Raw genomic sequence first — 16,682 nt, 5'->3', positions numbered from 1 at the left:
CAGTTGCAGGAGTATAACCATCATGTTTAACACGCCGGTCTGGAAACTGCGACGCTGCTCACACTTGGCCGTATTGCTGCCCATGGCGTAGCCAGCGGTCGAGCAGCGGGCTGACGTGATCCGGCCAGCGCTCCAGCAGCGCCTGCGCCGCGTCGCGCACGGCAGGCAACAGATCGGCGTCGCGCATCAGGTCGGCGACCTTGAATTGCAGCAGGCCGGTCTGGCGGGTGCCGAGCATTTCGCCGGGGCCACGCAACTCGAGGTCTTTTTCGGCGATGACAAAACCGTCGTTGGTTTCGCGCATGATGCCCAGCCGCTGACGACCGATCTGTGACAGCGGTGGATGGTAGAGCAACACGCAATGGCTGGCGGCACTGCCCCGACCGACGCGCCCGCGCAACTGGTGCAGTTGCGCGAGGCCGAGGCGTTCGGGGTTTTCGATGATCATCAGGCTGGCATTGGGCACGTCGACGCCGACTTCAATCACCGTGGTCGCGACCAGCAGTTGCAGGTTTGCGGCCTTGAATTCGGCCATGACGGCGGCTTTCTCGGCGGGCTTCATGCGGCCGTGGATCAGCCCGACCTTCAATTCGCCAAGGGCGGCAGTGAGGTCTTCATACGTGGTTTCGGCGGCTTGGCAGGTCAGCTCTTCCGACTCTTCAATCAGCGTGCACACCCAATAGGCCTGGCGCCCTTCGGCACAAGCGCCGCGCACCCGTTCAATGACTTCGACCCGCCGGGTGTCCGTGACCAGCACCGTGTTTACCGGCGTGCGGCCGGGCGGCAATTCGTCGAGGATCGAGGTGTCGAGGTCGGCGTAGGCACTCATGGCCAGGGTTCGTGGAATCGGGGTGGCGGTCATGATCAATTGATGCGGGCACATCCGCCCGCCGACGCCTTTCTGCCGCAACGCCAGGCGCTGTTGCACGCCGAAGCGGTGCTGTTCGTCGATGATCGCCAGCGCGAGGTTCTTGAACTGCACTTCATCCTGGAACAGCGCGTGGGTGCCGACCACCATGGGGGTGCCACTGGCAATCTGTTCCAGCGCGGCCACGCGGTTCTTGCCCTTGAGTTTGCCCGCCAGCCACGCCACTTCGATGCCCAGCGGTTCGAGCCAGCGCTTGAAGGTGATGAAGTGCTGCTCGGCGAGGATTTCGGTGGGCGCCATCAGCGCCACTTGATACCCGGCTTCCAGCGCCTGCAAGGCGGCGAGGGCGGCGACCACGGTTTTGCCCGCGCCGACGTCGCCCTGAATCAGCCGCAACATGGGTTCGTGCTGGCTGAGGTCGTAGGCAATCTCGTTGCCGACCCGTTGTTGGGCGCTGGTCGGGGTGAAACCCAGGTTGGCCAGGTACTTGGCCGGCAGCTTCGACGCTTTCGGCATCGCCGGCGCACGCAGGGAGCGCATGCTCTCGCGCAGACGCTGCTGGGACAGTTGATGCGTCAGCAGTTCTTCGAACGCCAGACGGTGCTGCGCCCAGTGGTGGCCGAGGGCGAGTTCGTCGACATCGGCATTGGCCGGCGGGTGATGCAGGTAGCGGATCGCATCGGCCAGCGGCGCCAGTTGATAGTCCCGCGCCAGTTCGGTCGGCAGCCAGTCGGGCAGGCTGGTGGGGCCGAGCATCGTCAGGGTCTGCATGCACAGTTGGCGCAGGCGTTGCTGGGTCAGGCCTTCGGTGAGCGGATAGACCGGGGTCAGGGTTTCATCCACCGGCGGCGGCTCGTCGCCGGTGATGGCGCGGTATTCCGGGTGGTAGATTTCCAGCCCCGACGCCCCGGGCCGTGCTTCGCCGTAGCAGCGAATGCGGGTGCCGCGCTTGAGGGCTTCTTTCTGGGCGTTGCTGAAATGGTAGAAGCGCAGGCTGAGCCCGCCGGTGCCATCCTGCAAGCGCACCACCAGGCTGCGGCGTCGGCCCATGACCACGTCCGCGCCGCTGACGGTGCCTTCGATCACCGCATCTTGCCCGGGCCGCAAATGTCCGATCGGCACCACACGGGTACGGTCCTGATAACGCAGCGGCAGGTGAAACAGCACGTCCTGGAGATTCTCCAGGCCGACCTTGGCCAGCTTCTCGGCCATGGCTTCGCCGACACCCTTGAGCGCCGTCACCGACACTTGCGACAACTCGGTCATGGCTGCGGCTTAACCGGCAACTACCGGTGCCGGCGGCTTGGCCACCGAGCACAGGCGAATGGAGTCAGCGAGGATCTCGATGGCTTTGGGCCGCGGGAAGCTCGCGCGCCAGGCGATGGCCACGGTGCGGAAGGGCACCGGGGGCGACAAGGGGCGCACTTCGATCACGCCGGGGGCGTAGTGGTGACTGTCCACCGCCGACAGCGGCAGGATCGAGATGCCCAGGCCGGAAGCGACCATGTGGCGGATGGTTTCCAGCGAACTGGATTCCACCGTGGTGTGCTTGGCGCCGTCGTTGCCTTTGGCAAGCGTCGGGCAGGCTTCCAGCACCTGGTCGCGGAAGCAGTGGCCTTCACCGAGCAGCAGCAGGCTCTTGTCGTTGAGCAGGGCGGCATCGATGGATTGCTTTTGCGTCCAGGGGTGCTGGGCCGGCATCAGGACGTAGAACGGCTCGTCGTAGAGCTGCAAGGTCAGCACATCGGCTTCGTTGAACGGCAGGGCGATGATGATCGCGTCGAGCTCGCCGTTGCGCAGTTTGTCGCGCAGCACGTGGGTGAAGTTTTCTTCAATGTACAACGGCATCTGCGGGGCGACCCGGTGCAGTTGTGGGATCAGGTGCGGAAACAGGTACGGGCCGACCGTGTAGATGGCGCCGACTTTCAGCGGTGCGGTCAGCTGGTTCTTGCCGGCCTGGGCCAGTTCGCGGATGCCTTGGGCCTGTTCCAGGACTTTCTGCGCCTGGGCCACGATGCCTTCGCCGACCGGGGTCAGGCGCACGGCGCTCTTACTGCGCTCGAAAATCAGCACACCGAGTTCATCCTCGAGCTTTTTCACGCCCACCGACAGCGTCGGCTGGCTGACATGGCAACGCTCGGCCGCGTGGCCGAAGTGCTGCTCTTGGGCGAGGGTAACGATGTAGCGTAATTCTGTGAGGGTCATAGCAAGCGTCCATGAAGTTGCGGGCCAAGCATACCGGCTGCAATCGATAGACGCACGTTATCAGACGTAGGAGCGAGCTTGCTCGCGAAAAAACCTGAGACCGCCGCGGGGTCTCAGGTTTCGAGCGTTATCGTTCGCCTACTTCGCGAGCAAGCTCGCTCCTGCAGTAGGTCGGCGGTGTTTTAGCGCCGGCGCTTTTCCAGCGAGTAAACAAAGGGTGCAACGATTTCGATGGCGCCATTGGTCAACATGTCAGCCGGTGGCTTGGGCAGCGGCTGGGCGCGGCGGATCATTTCCAGGGTGGCCCGGTCCAGATCGGCGTTGCCGGAACGGCCCACCAGTTCGAACGACAACACGTTACCTTCGCCATCCACGACAAAGCGCAGACGGTTCAAGCCTTCCTTGCCTCGCGCCTGGGCACTGGCCGGGTACTTCTTGTACTTGGCCAGGTGGGCGAGCAGGGTGCCTTGCCAGCTGGCCTTGGCCGCTTGCTGCGCCGCCGAAGGGCCCGGTGCCGGTTGCGCGGATTTCTCCGTCGGTGCCTGGGTCGGTTGAGTGTCGGCCGGTTTTTCCTCGGAAGGTTTTTCCTTCGGCGGCTCCGGCTTTTTCTCTACTGGCTTGGGCGGTTGAGGCTTGGGCTTGGGTTTGACCGGCTTCGGCACGGCAATCTCGGCTTTCGGCGCTTCAGCCAGTTTCGGGATTGGCAGTTCTTCCACCGGGGCGGGTGGCTGTGGCGGCGTTATCACCTTGGGCGGTGCCGGCGGTGGCGGGGCCGGAATCGGCGCCAACTCGACCATCATCGCCTGCGGCGGCAACTCGATCGGTGGGCGCGAGGTCCAGTTCAGTGCCAGCGCAATGGCCAGTGCATGGACGCCCAGCACCACGGCCAGGCTCCCGCCGTAACGCGTCAGCTTATGGCGCGTCGTGATCATTTCTTGACTGCCGTCTCGAGTCCCACCAGGCCGACCTTCAAGTAGCCGGCGGAGCGCAGGTTGTCCATCACGCTCATCAGGTCACCGTAGTCCACGCCTTTATCGGCCTGGAAGAAGATCGTCGTGTCTTTCTTGCCCTGGGTCCTGGCGTCCAGCGTGGCGCCGAGCGCGTCGGCTTTCACTTCTTGTTCGCCGAGGAACAGGCGTTGGTCAGCTTTCACGCTGAGGAACACCGGTTTTTCTGGCCGTGGCGCCGGTTTGGCGGTGGAAGCGGGCAGGTCGACCTTGATGTCCACGGTGGCCAACGGCGCGGCCACCATGAAGATGATCAACAGCACCAGCATCACGTCGATGAACGGCGTGACGTTGATTTCGTGGTTCTCGGCCAGATCGTCGTCTGCGCCTTCTTTCAAATGCAGGCCCATGGCCGATTACCCCACTTTCACCATGTGCGGTTGCGAGCTGCGCTCAGGCTGGTGGTCCAGGTCGCGGCTGACCAGCAGCAGGACTTCTGCCGACGCGTCGGATACCTGCGCCTTGTAACCGGCGATGGAGCGGGCGAACACGTTGTAGATCACCACCGCCGGAATGGCGGCCACCAGGCCCAACGCAGTCGCCAGCAGCGCTTCGGCAATGCCGGGCGCCACGACGGCGAGGTTGGTGGTCTGGGTTTTGGCGATGCCGATGAAGCTGTTCATGATGCCCCACACGGTACCGAACAGGCCGACGAACGGCGCGGTGGAACCGATGGTGGCGAGTACGCCGGTGCCGCTGCTCATGTTGCGACCGCAGGCGGCCACCAGGCGTTCGAGGCGGAAGGCGACGCGCTCCTTGATGCCTTCTTTCTCGCGGCTGTTGGTCGACAGGCGCATCTCTTCCAGCGCATCGTGGACCAGCAGGTTGGCCAGGGTGCCAGCCTTGGTGGCGGTCACGCTGGCTTCTTTAAGGGTGGTGGCTTTTTTCAGGTGGACGATCTCGGTGCGCAGACGACGCTTGGCACCCATCAGCTCGAAGCCCTTGGCGATCCAGATGGTCCAGGTGATGATCGAAGCGATGGCCAGGCCGATCATCACGATTTTCACGATGATGTCGGCGTTCTGGTACATGCCCCATGGCGACAGGTCGTGGGCCATGCCGAGGGTGTTGTCGGCTTCGAGGACTTCAGGAGCGTCTTCGGCGATGCTGTCTACCGCCTGGGCCGGGTCAGTCGCGGCTGGCGTCACGGCTGGTGCGCCAGCTGGCGCTTGATCGGCGGGTGCCGCAGCCGTAGCGGCCGGGGTTGTTGGGGCTTGTGCGTCAGCGAAAGCGGCAGTTGGCGCCAGCATCAGGCTGAGCAGCAGGGCGGCCACTGCGCTCCAGGCGCGAGGTCGTTTGGTTGGCGAAGCGGGGAATTGATTGGGTGTCATGCTGGCCGGACCTGAGAAAGAAAATCGGTAAATGCTCTTCCAGGCCTCGTGAGGCCGAGAACAAAAGTGGCGGGCATTATTGCAAGTAATTCTTGTTAACAGAAGTAATAGAGTATCTTTTTTTCTTGCATTACTAGCCGCTCGTCCACTGCCGGCGCTAGTCTGTAGCTTTGCGAAAGGAGTTTTTTGATGTCCGCGCCCTCTGTTTTGATCGCCGGCTGCGGTGATGTCGGCAGCCGTCTGGCCACGCAATTGCTGGCCGAACGATGGCAGGTTTATGGTCTGCGACGCAGTGTGTCGCGGCTGCCGGCCGGGGTCATCGGAGTTGCCGGTGACTTGTTCAGCGAGCAGTGTCCGGCTGACTGGCCCATGGGGCCGCTGGACTATCTGGTGTACAGCGCTGCCGCCACCGACCATGACGAAGCGGGCTATCGCGCCGCCTATGTCGAGGGTTTGCAGCATGTGCTGGGCTGGTTGCAGCAGCATGGCCAGCAGCCAAAGCGGGTGCTATTTGTGTCCAGCAGCAGCGTTTACGGTCAGCAGGAGGGGGAGTGGGTGGATGAGACTTCGCCGACTATTGCGGCAGGCTACTCAGGCCGTTTGATGCTGGAAGCAGAGCAAGTGGCGCTGCAGAGCGGGATCCCCGCCAGCATCGTGCGCCTGACCGGCATTTATGGTCCAGGCCGTGAGTGGCTGTTGACCCAGGTTCGTCGAGGGTATCGCGTGGCGATCGAGCCGCCGTTGTATGGCAACCGGATTCACGTCGACGACGCGGCGGGGCTGTTGGCGTATCTGCTGGAGGCGGATCGACGCGGTGTGGGGCTGGATGACGTTTATATCGGCGTGGACGACGCCCCTGCACCCCTGGCGGAAGTGGTGGGCTGGCTGCGTGAGTATCTGGGCGTGACGGAGTGGGCTGAGGATGCGAGCGTGCGTCGTACGGGCAGCAAGCAGTGCAGCAATGCCCGGGTAAAGGCGTTGGGGTGGATGCCGAAGTATCCAAGCTATCGCGAAGGGTATGCCGCGATTCTCGAAGGTCGCTGCTGACCTGCGGACATTCAAAACACCTGTAGGAGCCGGCTTGCCGGCGAAGGCGGTGTATCAGTCAACAGTGATGTTGAATGTTACGGCCCCTTCGCCGGCAAGCCGGCTCCTACATTGTCATGCGTTGGCTGTGAGACCGGGTCACTGCTTCTCGAGCAACCACTTGCGCTCACCCGGCGTGAACTGAGGCATTTCGTCCGTCTGCGCCGTATTCACAGCCTGGAGAATTTCCAGTTCTTTGCCTTTACGAGCAAAGATCCAGGTGTTGCCCTGGCCGTTCAGTTGCAGCCACATGTTGTCATTGCCGCCGCTCATTGAAGCGCAATCGCCAGCCAGGCAGAGGGCATAACGATCGGCACCGGGCAGGCCGGCTATCTGGCCGTCGGCCTGAAATTGCACAGTGTTGCCCTCACCGGGCCCGTTGACGACTTTCCAGCTGCCTCCCAAATAAGAGGAGTACAGCGCGCGCTCGAAACTGGCGCCCAGCGGTGCGCCGTCCGGCACCTGAACCTGTGCGCGGTCGAAGACCTGTTCCGGCTCGTTCTCGCTGGCGGCCTGACTCAATTGTTTGCCATCGCGCTTGAGCTCACTACCGGCGCTGCCATAAAAGTCGACTTTCCAGGCGCCGGATTTTTCGCCCAGCAGCTTGCCGTCGACGTTTTCAAAACCGTTGGTGTAGCGGGCCTGAGCGGCCTTGGTGTTGACGTCCCACTCCAGGTTCGGGCCATAGGCCTGGAGCGCTTCACGCAGGGGACCGCCTCTGGATGCAGCATCGATCGCCACCTGGTTGATCCAAGTGCCGCTGATGTCACGGTCGGCAGGGTTGCTGGCACAACCGCCCAAGAGTAGGGCGAGCAGCGAAAGAGCTAGCGCGTGGCGCATGGGTGGAATCCTTTCAGAACGCTTCTTTTTGCAGCATCAGCGGCGCAGCCTGGAGAAGGCTGCGCCGTGCGCATTTACTCGATGACCAGGATGGCATCCATTTCGACCTGCGAACCCTTCGGCAGGGCGGCGACGCCGATGGCGGCGCGGGCAGGGTAAGGCTGGTCGAAGTACTTGCCCATGATCTCGTTGACCTTGGCGAAGTGGCTCAGGTCGGTGAGGAAGATGTTCAGTTTGACGATGTCCTTGAACGAACCGCCGGCGGCTTCGGCCACGGCCTTGAGGTTCTCGAACACCTGGACGGTCTGGGCTTCGAAGCCTTCGACCAGTTCCATGGTTTTTGGGTCCAGGGGAATCTGGCCCGACATGTAGACGGTGTTGCCAGCCTTGATCGCCTGGGAGTAAGTGCCGATGGCGGCCGGGGCCTTGTCGCTGGTGATAACAGTCTTGGTCATGAATGACTCCTTGTAATGGATGGGCTACGCACGCATGCGGGTGATGCGGATCACCCCGGTCAGGGCGCGCAGTTTCTTGATCACGCGGGCCAGGTGCACGCGGTCGTGCACGCTGACCACCAGTTGGACCACGCTGATGCGACCATCGCGTTCGTCCATGCTGATTTTTTCGATATTGCCGTCGGCGGCGTTGACGCTACTGGCCAGCAGGGCAATCAGGCCACGCTGGTGTTCCAGTTCGACGCGCAGTTCGACGTTGAATTCGCCGGTGACATCCTTGGCCCACGAGAGCTGGATGCATTTTTCCGGGTTGTGACGGATTTCGCTGATGTTGCGGCAGTTGTCCAGGTGCACGACCATGCCTTTGCCTGCGGACAGGTGGCCGACAATCGGGTCGCCCGGGATTGGCGTGCAGCATTTGGCATAGCTGAGCACCAGGCCTTCGGTGCCGCGAATCGCCAGCGGACCTTCTGCGCTGGGCAGCTGTTCGCCTTCACCGAGCAGGCGACGGGCGACGACATAGGCCATGCGATTGCCCAGGCCGATGTCTTCGAGCAGGTCTTCGATCAATTCCAGGCGGTACTCGGTGAGCATCGCCTTGACGCGCTCGCCCGGGACATTGTCCAGGGAGCTGTCGAAACCGTTGAGGACCTTGTTCAGCAGGCGTTCACCCAGGCTGATGGACTCGGAGCGGCGTTGCAGCTTCAGCGCATGGCGGATGTGGGTACGCGCCTTGCCGGTCACCACGAAGTTCAGCCATGCCGGATTCGGCCGAGCGCCGGGGGCGCTGACGATCTCGACCGTGGAGCCGCTTTGCAGCGGTTCGGACAGCGGTGCGAGACGACGATTGATCCGGCAGGCGATGCAGCTGTTGCCCACGTCGGTGTGCACCGCGTAAGCGAAGTCGACCGCGGTGGAGCCTTTGGGCAACTCCATGATCCGGCCCTTGGGCGTGAACACGTAGACCTCGTCCGGGAACAGGTCGATCTTCACGCTCTCGATGAATTCCAGCGAGTTGCCGGCGCGTTGCTGCATCTCCAGCACGCCTTTGACCCACTGGCGGGCGCGGGCGTGAGTGCCTTTGGGCTGCTCGTCGCCGCTGGATTTATACAGCCAATGGGCGGCGATGCCGTTGTTGGCCATCTCTTCCATTTCACGGGTGCGGATCTGAATTTCGATCGGAACACCGTGCATGCCGAACAACGTGGTGTGCAGCGACTGATAGCCGTTGGCCTTGGGGATCGCGATGTAATCCTTGAAACGCCCCGGCAACGGTTTGTACAAATTATGCACAGCACCCAGCACGCGGTAGCAGGTATCGACCTTGTCGACGATGATCCGGAACGCATAGACGTCCATGATCTCGTTGAAGGCCCGACGCTTGCCGCGCATTTTCTTGTAGATGCCGTAGAGGTGTTTCTGACGACCGCTGACCTCGCCCTGAATGCCGTCGATGGCCAGGCAGTGGCTGAGGGATTCCTCGATCTTGTTGACGATTTCCTTGCGGTTGCCCCGGGCGCGCTTGACCGCCTGGTAGATCCGCGCGGAACGCATCGGGTGCATGGCCTTGAAGCCGAGGTCCTCGAATTCTATGCGGATGGCGTGCATGCCCAGCCGGTTGGCGATGGGTGCATAGATTTCCAGGGTTTCCTTGGCGATCCGTCGGCGCTTTTCGCCGGACAGCACTTCCAGGGTGCGCATGTTGTGCAGGCGGTCGGCCAGCTTGACCAGGATCACGCGAATGTCGCGGGCCATGGCCATGGCCATTTTCTGGAAGTTTTCGGCCTGGGCTTCGGCTTTGGTCTCGAAGTTCATCTGGGTCAGTTTGCTGACCCCGTCGACCAGTTCGGCCACGGTTTCGCCAAACTGCGCCTGCAGCGCTTCCTTGGCAATCCCGGTGTCTTCGATCACGTCATGCAGCATGGCTGCCATCAAGCTCTGATGGTCCATGTGCATGTCGGCAAGAATATTCGCCACCGCAAGAGGATGCGTGACGTACGCCTCACCGCTACGGCGGCGTTGGCCGTCGTGGGCTTGTTCGGCGTAGAAGTACGCTCGGCGGACCAGGTTGACCTGGTCCTTGCCGAGGTAGGTCGATAAGCGAGCGGCGAGGGCGTCTATGCTCGGCATGATAAATCCTGCCGTTCGTTGTGACCCCGCGCCGTGCTACGTCGACCAGGCATGGCTTAGACGGCCTCGTTGGACTCGTCCTCGAACGCTGCGAACAGCGGTTCGTCTTCGACGATTTCAGCATTGGCGATGAACTCGTAGCTCATCAGGCCTTCAGCGATTTCACGCAAGGCTACAACGGTAGGCTTGTCGTTTTCCCACTGAACCAGGGGCTCTTTGCCGCCGGTGGCCAGTTGACGGGCACGCTTGGTAGACAGCATGACCAGCTCAAAGCGGTTTTCCACGTGGTTTAGGCAATCTTCAACGGTTACGCGGGCCATGGTATTCCTCGGAGCGAATGCAATATGCGCGCTGCCCGGTTGGGCGAGCGGACTCGACAGTTTAAAAAATCACCAGCGTTTAGGGAAGCGCTGATTTTTTGACCAGACTCTTCAACGCGCTATAAGTGCCAATGTAAAGCCCTTGAAGCACTTTTGGGAAGTGCTGTTCAGCCAAGCAATTCAGCCAAAAGTTTTCCGTTGCGCTGCTGCTGGCGCTTCTGATGCAGCTGATTGGCACGGAAAATCGCCTGCAAATCGCGCAGTGCATGGGCAAAATCGTCGTTGATGATCAGGTAGTCGTAGTCGACGTAGTGGCTCATTTCGCTGACGGCTTCACGCATCCGGCCATCAATGATCTCGTCGCTGTCCTGGCCGCGATTGGTCAGGCGCTGGTGCAAGGCCTGCAGGGACGGCGGCAGAATGAAGATCGAACGGGCCTGGGGCATCAACTTGCGCACTTGCTCGGCACCCTGCCAGTCGATTTCCAGAATCAGGTCGTGGCCTTCGTCCAGGGTCTGCTGCAGGTGGCTTTGCGAGGTGCCGTAGAGGTTGCCGAACACTTCGGCGCGCTCGAGGAAATCCCCGTGTTCGATCATCTTCACGAACTCGCCGCGTTCGACGAAGTGATAGTTCACGCCGTTCACTTCACCGGGGCGCATGGCCCGGGTGGTGTGGGAGACCGAGACGCGGATCTCCTGGTCAGCGTCGGTCAGGGCCTTGACCAGGCTGCTCTTGCCCGCGCCCGAGGGGGCGGAAATGATGTACAGGGTGCCGGTGCTGTGGGTCATGTCGGGTTTGCCTTACTCAATATTCTGCACTTGTTCGCGCATCTGCTCGATCAACACCTTGAGGTTGACCGCCGCCTGGGTGCTGCGCGGGTCGAAGGCTTTGGAGCCCAATGTATTGGCTTCGCGGTTGAGCTCCTGCATCAGGAAGTCCAGGCGCCGCCCGGCAGCACCGCCGGACTTGAGCACCCGGCGAACTTCGATGATGTGAGTGCTCAGGCGGTCCAGTTCTTCGGCGACGTCGCTCTTCTGAGCGAGCATGACCATTTCCTGCTCCAGGCGCTGCGGGTCCATTTCGGCTTTCATGTCGGCAAAGCGGTCGAGGACTCTCTGGCGCTGGGCGGCGAGCATCTGCGGGACCAGTACACGCAGGGTCACCACGTCTTCTTCAATGGACGTCAGGCGCTCGTTGATCAATCGCGCCAGCTCCGCGCCTTCGCGCTCGCGGCCGGCCTTGAGCTCTTTCAAACCTTCGTTGAACAGCGTCAGTGCTTCGGCACTCAAGGCTTGCGGGTCGGTGGCATCGCCCACCAGTACGCCGGGCCAGGCCAGGACTTCCAGCGGATTGAGTGCGGCCGGATTCTTGATCAGGCCCGCGATGGCCTCGGCAGCCGCGACCAATTGCGCGGCGCGCTCGCGGTCCACTTGCAGGGGTTTGTCGGTGTTTTCTTCGGTGAAGCGCAGGGTGCACTCGAGCTTGCCGCGGGAGATGCCCTGGCGTAGCGCTTCGCGGACCGCGCCTTCGAGGTCGCGAAACGATTCCGGCAGACGCAAGTGCGGCTCCAGGTAGCGGCTGTTGACCGAGCGCAGTTCCCAGCTCAGGGTGCCTTGGGCACCGGCTTTCTCGACGCGGGCGAAGGCGGTCATGCTGTGCACCATGGAGGTACCTCGCAATTCAGGTTCATGCGTCACCAAAGGTTTCGCGGACCCGATCAATATGAATGTATGCCCAGAGGCAGCAAAGGCGCAGGATTGTAGCGCAGTGGGGTGGATGCGCCCAAACACACCGTGTGACAAAGAGCTGCAGGCCGTCGGTTATGCTCTATTGCGGGCCTTCAGTCGTCGGCTGATTTTTTTAGAAGTGCCCACGCGCGGCCCACGGCTCTATAATGCTCCGCAGTTTTCCGTCCCCGTACAGGTATTCCCTATGAAACGTCCAAGTGGTCGCGCTGCCGATCAGCTCCGCTCGATCCGCATTACCCGCAACTACACCAAACACGCCGAGGGATCTGTACTGGTCGAGTTCGGTGATACCAAAGTCATCTGCACCGTCAGCGTCGAGAACGGCGTGCCGCGGTTCCTCAAGGGCCAGGGCCAGGGTTGGCTGACCGCCGAGTACGGCATGCTGCCGCGCGCCACCGGCGAGCGTAACCAGCGTGAAGCGAGCCGTGGCAAGCAAGGCGGTCGCACCCTGGAAATCCAGCGTCTGATCGGTCGTTCCCTGCGCGCTTCGCTGGACATGTCCAAGCTGGGCGACGTCACCCTGTACGTCGACTGCGACGTGATCCAGGCTGACGGCGGCACCCGCACAGCGTCCATCACCGGTGCCATGGTTGCACTGGTCGACGCCCTGAAAGTGATCAAGAAGCGCGGCGGCCTGAAAGGCGGCGACCCGCTCAAGCAGATGATCGCTGCTGTTTCGGTGGGCATGTATCAAGGCGAGCCAGTGCTCGACCTCGACTACCTCGAGGACTCGGCTGCCGAGACCGACCTGAACGTGGTGATGACTAGCACCGGCGGCTTCATCGAAGTACAGGGCACTGCCGAAGGCGCGCCGTTCCAGCCTGAAGAGCTGAACGCCATGCTGGAACTGGCGAAGAAAGGCATGAGCGAAATCTTCGAGCTGCAGAAGGCTGCACTGGCCGACTGATCGAACCCGATCCAGGCAAGGAGGGCGTTATGAGTGACGAGCAACAGCTGCTACCCACGCCGAGCAAAGAGGTTCGGCAATGGGCGATGTTTTGTCACCTGTCCGCCTTGTTGGGGGTCTGGATTCCGTTCGGAACGCTGATCGGCCCGCTGGTTCTGTGGCAGATGAAGCGCGAGACGGACCCGTTTATCGATGCGCAGGGCAAGGAGGCGCTGAACTTCCAGATCACCGTCGCGATTGCCACCGGCCTTTCCATCTTGCTGATGGTGGTGGTCGTCGGGTTCTTCCTGATCGGGCTGGTGGCGATTGGTGCGGTGGTGCTGACGATTATTGCCGGGGTGAAAGCTAATGAAGGGTTTCCGTATCGCTACCCGTTCACGTGGCGCCTGATCAAATAATATTCAACGTCTCAGGGTATCAAACCCTCACCCACTAAAAGCCAGTGCGTTTAACAGGCCGTCAGCCCGGTTTGCCAATTAAAGTAAATACCCCCTTGAATGGGGGTATTTGCTTTTCTGAAGTGGGATAAATGTTTCTGGTTATGTGCGTCACTTGCAATTTACGACAATTAGTGTCGCAAGCTACTTGTCGCCAAGAGCACCGCTGGATCTTACACTTTTAGTCACAACTGCACAGTGACAGTGCTGCCTATATGCTTGGCAATAAGACTTGGCGGTTGATAAAGTTGCCCTCACGAAATATTTCATGAAATATTTCGACATATTCAAACCATTGAAGGTCCTTGAATCTAAAATTAATCAGTGTTGAGACAGTCAACCTGTTCAAGAGGCGTGTCCAGGTAAAAAGTTCGCCCCTGAATATATATCCAAGAATAATCCCAATGGTTCAACTCGATTTTTATGGAACACTGGTAGCCGCCTCTTTAGTGCTTTTGCTGGGGCGCGGACTGGTTACACGTATTGGTTTTTTACGCGCCTATAACATCCCCGAACCTGTAGCAGGTGGCCTGGTGGTGGCCTTGGCACTCTTGGCTTTGCGAAGCTTCGATGTAGAAGTCCGATTTGATACTTCGTTGCAAACGCCGTTGATGTTGGCGTTTTTCGCCACCATTGGCTTGAGCGCGGATTTCGCCAGCCTGAAGAAAGGCGGGCGGGTAGTGGGGGTTTTTCTGCTGGCGGTCATCGGCCTTCTAGTGGTGCAGAATGCCATGGGTATCGGTCTCGCAACGGCGCTGGGGCTCGATCCTCTGATGGGCCTGCTGACCGGCTCGATTACCTTGGCGGGCGGCCACGGCACGGGCGCAGCGTGGGGCGCAACATTCAGTGAGAAGTATGGTCTGGCGTCGGCCTCTGAGCTTGCGATGGCCTCCGCGACGTTTGGATTGGTGCTGGGTGGTTTGATTGGTGGGCCGGTCGCTCGCCTGCTGATCAAGCGGACACAAGTACCTGGCTGCATTGAGCAAGAAAAGCCAAGGGTGCCAAAAGGTTTTGAGCAGCCGAATAAAGAGCGCTCGATCACGCCATTTTCGTTTATCGAGACACTTGCGTTGATTGCGGTCAGCCTGCTGGCAGGTTCTCTTCTGAATGGACTGCTCCACGGAAGCGCATTTGAGTTGCCTACATTTGTTTGCGTCTTGTTCGTGGGTGTTGTTTTACGCAACGGACTTTCAGCACTGGGTTTGTATCAGGTGTTCGAACGTGAAGTCTCGGTGCTGGGTAATGTCAGCTTGTCGCTGTTTCTGGCGATCGCGTTGATGTCACTCAAACTGTGGGATCTGGCTTCGCTGGCGTTGCCGATCTTCATCATTCTGGCTGCGCAGACGTTGGTCATGGCGCTGTTTGCGATTTTCGTGACGTTCAGGGTCATGGGCAGTAACTACGACGCCGCCGTACTGGCAGCAGGGCATTGCGGTTTTGGACTGGGTGCCACGCCAACGGCCATCGCTAACATGCAAGCGGTGACACAGCGCTACGGACCTTCACAGATAGCGTTCCTTGTGGTGCCAATGGTGGGGGCTTTTTTCATCGATATCGTTAATGTCATTGTGATCAAGTTGTACCTGGCACTGCCATTCTTCGCCGCTGCATAAGAAAAATGCCCGTATCTCGCGATACGGGCATTTCCTGTCATCGGCCAGCAGATGGCCCGGTTCACACCGTTTTCTCGCGTTGGCTGGTGCGCCAGCGAAAAACTAGATGGTCAGCGTCCAGTCGTAGTCCACGATCAGCGGTGCGTGCTGCGAGAACCGCGGCTGGCGTGGCAAACGTGCGCTGCGTACAAAGCGGCGCAAGCCCGGCGTCAGCAACTGATAGTCGAAACGCCAACCGAGGTTGAGCATTTCCGCCTGTTCATTGTCCGGCCACCAGCTGTACTGGTCGCCTTCACGGCTGACTTCGCGCAGGGCATCGACATAGCCCATATTGCCGACAATCTCGTCCATCCAGGCACGTTCAGGTGCCAGGAAGCCCGGGGATTGCTGGCTGTCGCGCCAGTTCTTGATATCCAGCTTCTGTTGCGCCACGTACAGCGAGCCACAATAAATGTACTCGCGACGCTTGCGTCGCTGTTTATCCAGATAACGGGCGAAATCGTCCATTAGCTTGAACTTCTGGTTCAAATCTTCATCGCCGTTCTGCCCCGAAGGGAGCAGTAAGGTCGCGATGCTGACCTTGTCGAAATCGGCTTGCAGGTAGCGCCCGTAGCGGTCGGCTGTCTCGAAGCCGAGACCGCTGATGACTGCCTTCGGTTGCAACCGCGAATACAAAGCCACGCCACCCTGGGCGGGAACTTCGGCTTCGCAGGCATAAAGGAAGTAGCCATCCAGTTGGAAGGCTGGATCGTCCAGTTCAAAGGCGGAGGCGCGGGTGTCCTGCAGGCAGATGACGTCGGCATTCTGTGCTTGCAGCCAACTGAGCAACCCTCGCTCCACTGCAGCCTGAATACCATTGACGTTCACACTGATGATCCGCATAAATGGCCCCAAAAATCGCGTGCGTGTATGATACACGGCGTCAACCTAATTAGCTAAATCCGTGGTATTTGGGGTTTTTTTCATGCAAGCGTATCAGCGCGATTTCATTCGTTTTGCCATCGATCGCGGCGTTTTGCGCTTCGGCGAGTTCACCCTGAAGTCCGGGCGCACCAGTCCTTACTTCTTCAACGCCGGCCTGTTCAACTCGGGAAAGGCCCTGGCGCAGCTGGGTCGTTTCTATGCGGCAGCCATCGTCGAGAGCGGCATTCCCTTCGACGTACTGTTTGGTCCGGCCTACAAAGGCATCCCCCTGGCAGCGACCACTGCAGTGGCCCTGGCCGAACACCATGAGCGTGATTTGCCATGGTGCTTCAACCGCAAGGAGGCCAAGGCCCACGGCGAAGGCGGCAGCCTGGTCGGCGCACCATTGACCGGAGAGGTGCTGATCATCGACGACGTGATCACCGCGGGCACCGCGATCCGTGAGGTGATGCAGATCATCGCTTCCCAGGACGGTGCCAAGGCGGCGGGCGTACTGATCGCGCTGAATCGCCAGGAGCGAGGCAACGGCGAGTTGTCGGCGATCCAGGAGGTGGAGCGTGACTTCGGCATCCCGGTGATCAGCATTGTTTCGCTGAACCAGGTGCTCGAATTCCTCGCGGACGATCCGCTGCTCAAGCAACACTTGCCGGCCGTAGAAGCGTACCGCGCCCAATTCGGCGTCTGACCCCGTAGGAGCCGGCTTGCTGGCGAACCATGCGACGCGGTGTGTCAGTTATGCCGCTTTCGCTGGCAAGCCAGCTCCTGCAGGGATGTCTGCGAATGGGCCGCCGCCGGTTTGTCAGATGTACCG

At 60.7% G+C, this 16,682-nt stretch carries 17 protein-coding genes; 5 read left to right on the top strand and 12 right to left on the bottom strand.

Going from position 1 to position 16,682, the window contains the following annotated elements:
- Positions 1–58 precede the first annotated feature (58 nt).
- The 5 genes from recG to exbB all read right to left on the bottom strand — a co-directional run bounded on the left by recG (position 59) and on the right by exbB (position 5,411).
- Positions 59–2,134, bottom strand: coding sequence for an ATP-dependent DNA helicase RecG (gene recG, locus ELQ88_RS02120; protein WP_138963392.1), 2,076 nt, complete (start codon positions 2,132–2,134; stop codon positions 59–61).
- 9 nt (positions 2,135–2,143) lie between these two features.
- On the bottom strand, positions 2,144–3,073 hold the full coding sequence (locus ELQ88_RS02115; protein WP_064680448.1) for a hydrogen peroxide-inducible genes activator: 930 nt from the start codon (positions 3,071–3,073) through the stop codon (positions 2,144–2,146).
- Between the two features lie 182 nt (positions 3,074–3,255).
- Positions 3,256–4,005 (bottom strand): energy transducer TonB, encoded by a 750-nt coding sequence (locus ELQ88_RS02110; RefSeq protein ID WP_128874500.1) that lies wholly within the window; start codon positions 4,003–4,005, stop codon positions 3,256–3,258.
- Entirely contained in the window at positions 4,002–4,430 is a 429-nt protein-coding gene (gene exbD / locus ELQ88_RS02105) for a TonB system transport protein ExbD (RefSeq protein ID WP_128874499.1), read from the bottom strand. The genes ELQ88_RS02110 and exbD overlap by 4 nt, the downstream gene beginning before the upstream one ends.
- A gap of 6 nt (positions 4,431–4,436) precedes the next feature.
- Entirely contained in the window at positions 4,437–5,411 is a 975-nt protein-coding gene (exbB, locus tag ELQ88_RS02100) for a tonB-system energizer ExbB (protein ID WP_128874498.1), read from the bottom strand.
- A 189-nt stretch (positions 5,412–5,600) separates the two neighbouring features.
- Between exbB and ELQ88_RS02095 the strand changes: the two genes are divergently transcribed.
- Positions 5,601–6,458 carry an SDR family oxidoreductase gene (locus tag ELQ88_RS02095; RefSeq protein WP_138963390.1) on the top strand — a complete coding sequence of 286 codons (858 nt, stop codon included), beginning with the start codon at positions 5,601–5,603 and terminating at the stop codon, positions 6,456–6,458.
- A 138-nt stretch (positions 6,459–6,596) separates the two neighbouring features.
- Here ELQ88_RS02095 and ELQ88_RS02090 read toward each other — a convergent pair whose 3' ends face one another.
- From ELQ88_RS02090 to ELQ88_RS02065, 6 genes are all read right to left on the bottom strand, one after another.
- Complete coding sequence (locus ELQ88_RS02090; protein ID WP_128874496.1) at positions 6,597–7,337, bottom strand: hypothetical protein; 741 nt, start codon at positions 7,335–7,337, stop codon at positions 6,597–6,599.
- A gap of 74 nt (positions 7,338–7,411) precedes the next feature.
- Entirely contained in the window at positions 7,412–7,792 is a 381-nt protein-coding gene (locus tag ELQ88_RS02085) for a RidA family protein (protein ID WP_003229509.1), read from the bottom strand.
- A 24-nt stretch (positions 7,793–7,816) separates the two neighbouring features.
- Entirely contained in the window at positions 7,817–9,922 is a 2,106-nt protein-coding gene (gene spoT / locus ELQ88_RS02080) for a bifunctional GTP diphosphokinase/guanosine-3',5'-bis pyrophosphate 3'-pyrophosphohydrolase (protein ID WP_128874495.1), read from the bottom strand.
- Positions 9,923–9,978: 56 nt separating this feature from the next.
- A complete protein-coding gene (gene rpoZ, locus ELQ88_RS02075) occupies positions 9,979–10,242 on the bottom strand; it encodes a DNA-directed RNA polymerase subunit omega (protein ID WP_007894670.1) in 264 nt (87 codons plus the stop codon).
- 167 nt (positions 10,243–10,409) lie between these two features.
- The gene (gmk, locus tag ELQ88_RS02070; protein WP_128874494.1) at positions 10,410–11,030 is read right to left on the bottom strand and encodes a guanylate kinase; all 621 of its coding nucleotides are present in this window, start codon (positions 11,028–11,030) and stop codon (positions 10,410–10,412) included.
- A gap of 12 nt (positions 11,031–11,042) precedes the next feature.
- Positions 11,043–11,906: a YicC/YloC family endoribonuclease gene (locus ELQ88_RS02065; protein ID WP_138963388.1), complete on the bottom strand. Its 864-nt coding sequence runs from the start codon at positions 11,904–11,906 to the stop codon at positions 11,043–11,045.
- A 268-nt stretch (positions 11,907–12,174) separates the two neighbouring features.
- Here ELQ88_RS02065 and rph point away from each other — a divergent pair, with 268 nt between their 5' ends.
- The 3 genes from rph to gltS all read left to right on the top strand — a co-directional run bounded on the left by rph (position 12,175) and on the right by gltS (position 14,947).
- The gene (gene rph, locus ELQ88_RS02060; protein ID WP_046045041.1) at positions 12,175–12,897 is read left to right on the top strand and encodes a ribonuclease PH; all 723 of its coding nucleotides are present in this window, start codon (positions 12,175–12,177) and stop codon (positions 12,895–12,897) included.
- A gap of 29 nt (positions 12,898–12,926) precedes the next feature.
- Complete coding sequence (locus ELQ88_RS02055) at positions 12,927–13,295, top strand: DUF4870 domain-containing protein (RefSeq protein ID WP_138963386.1); 369 nt, start codon at positions 12,927–12,929, stop codon at positions 13,293–13,295.
- Between the two features lie 443 nt (positions 13,296–13,738).
- Complete coding sequence (gene gltS, locus ELQ88_RS02050) at positions 13,739–14,947, top strand: sodium/glutamate symporter (protein ID WP_064680438.1); 1,209 nt, start codon at positions 13,739–13,741, stop codon at positions 14,945–14,947.
- A gap of 102 nt (positions 14,948–15,049) precedes the next feature.
- Here gltS and ELQ88_RS02045 read toward each other — a convergent pair whose 3' ends face one another.
- On the bottom strand, positions 15,050–15,829 hold the full coding sequence (locus ELQ88_RS02045) for an exodeoxyribonuclease III (protein ID WP_007934608.1): 780 nt from the start codon (positions 15,827–15,829) through the stop codon (positions 15,050–15,052).
- 82 nt (positions 15,830–15,911) lie between these two features.
- Here ELQ88_RS02045 and pyrE point away from each other — a divergent pair, with 82 nt between their 5' ends.
- Positions 15,912–16,556: an orotate phosphoribosyltransferase gene (gene pyrE, locus ELQ88_RS02040; RefSeq protein ID WP_138963384.1), complete on the top strand. Its 645-nt coding sequence runs from the start codon at positions 15,912–15,914 to the stop codon at positions 16,554–16,556.
- Positions 16,557–16,682: the final 126 nt, after the last annotated feature.

Origin of the sequence: Pseudomonas sp. MPC6, from assembly GCF_006094435.1 — a bacterium.
Taxonomy (GTDB): domain Bacteria; phylum Pseudomonadota; class Gammaproteobacteria; order Pseudomonadales; family Pseudomonadaceae; genus Aquipseudomonas.
Note: the sequence above shows the minus strand (reverse complement) of the source record. Positions and strands in the feature narration are given on the sequence as shown.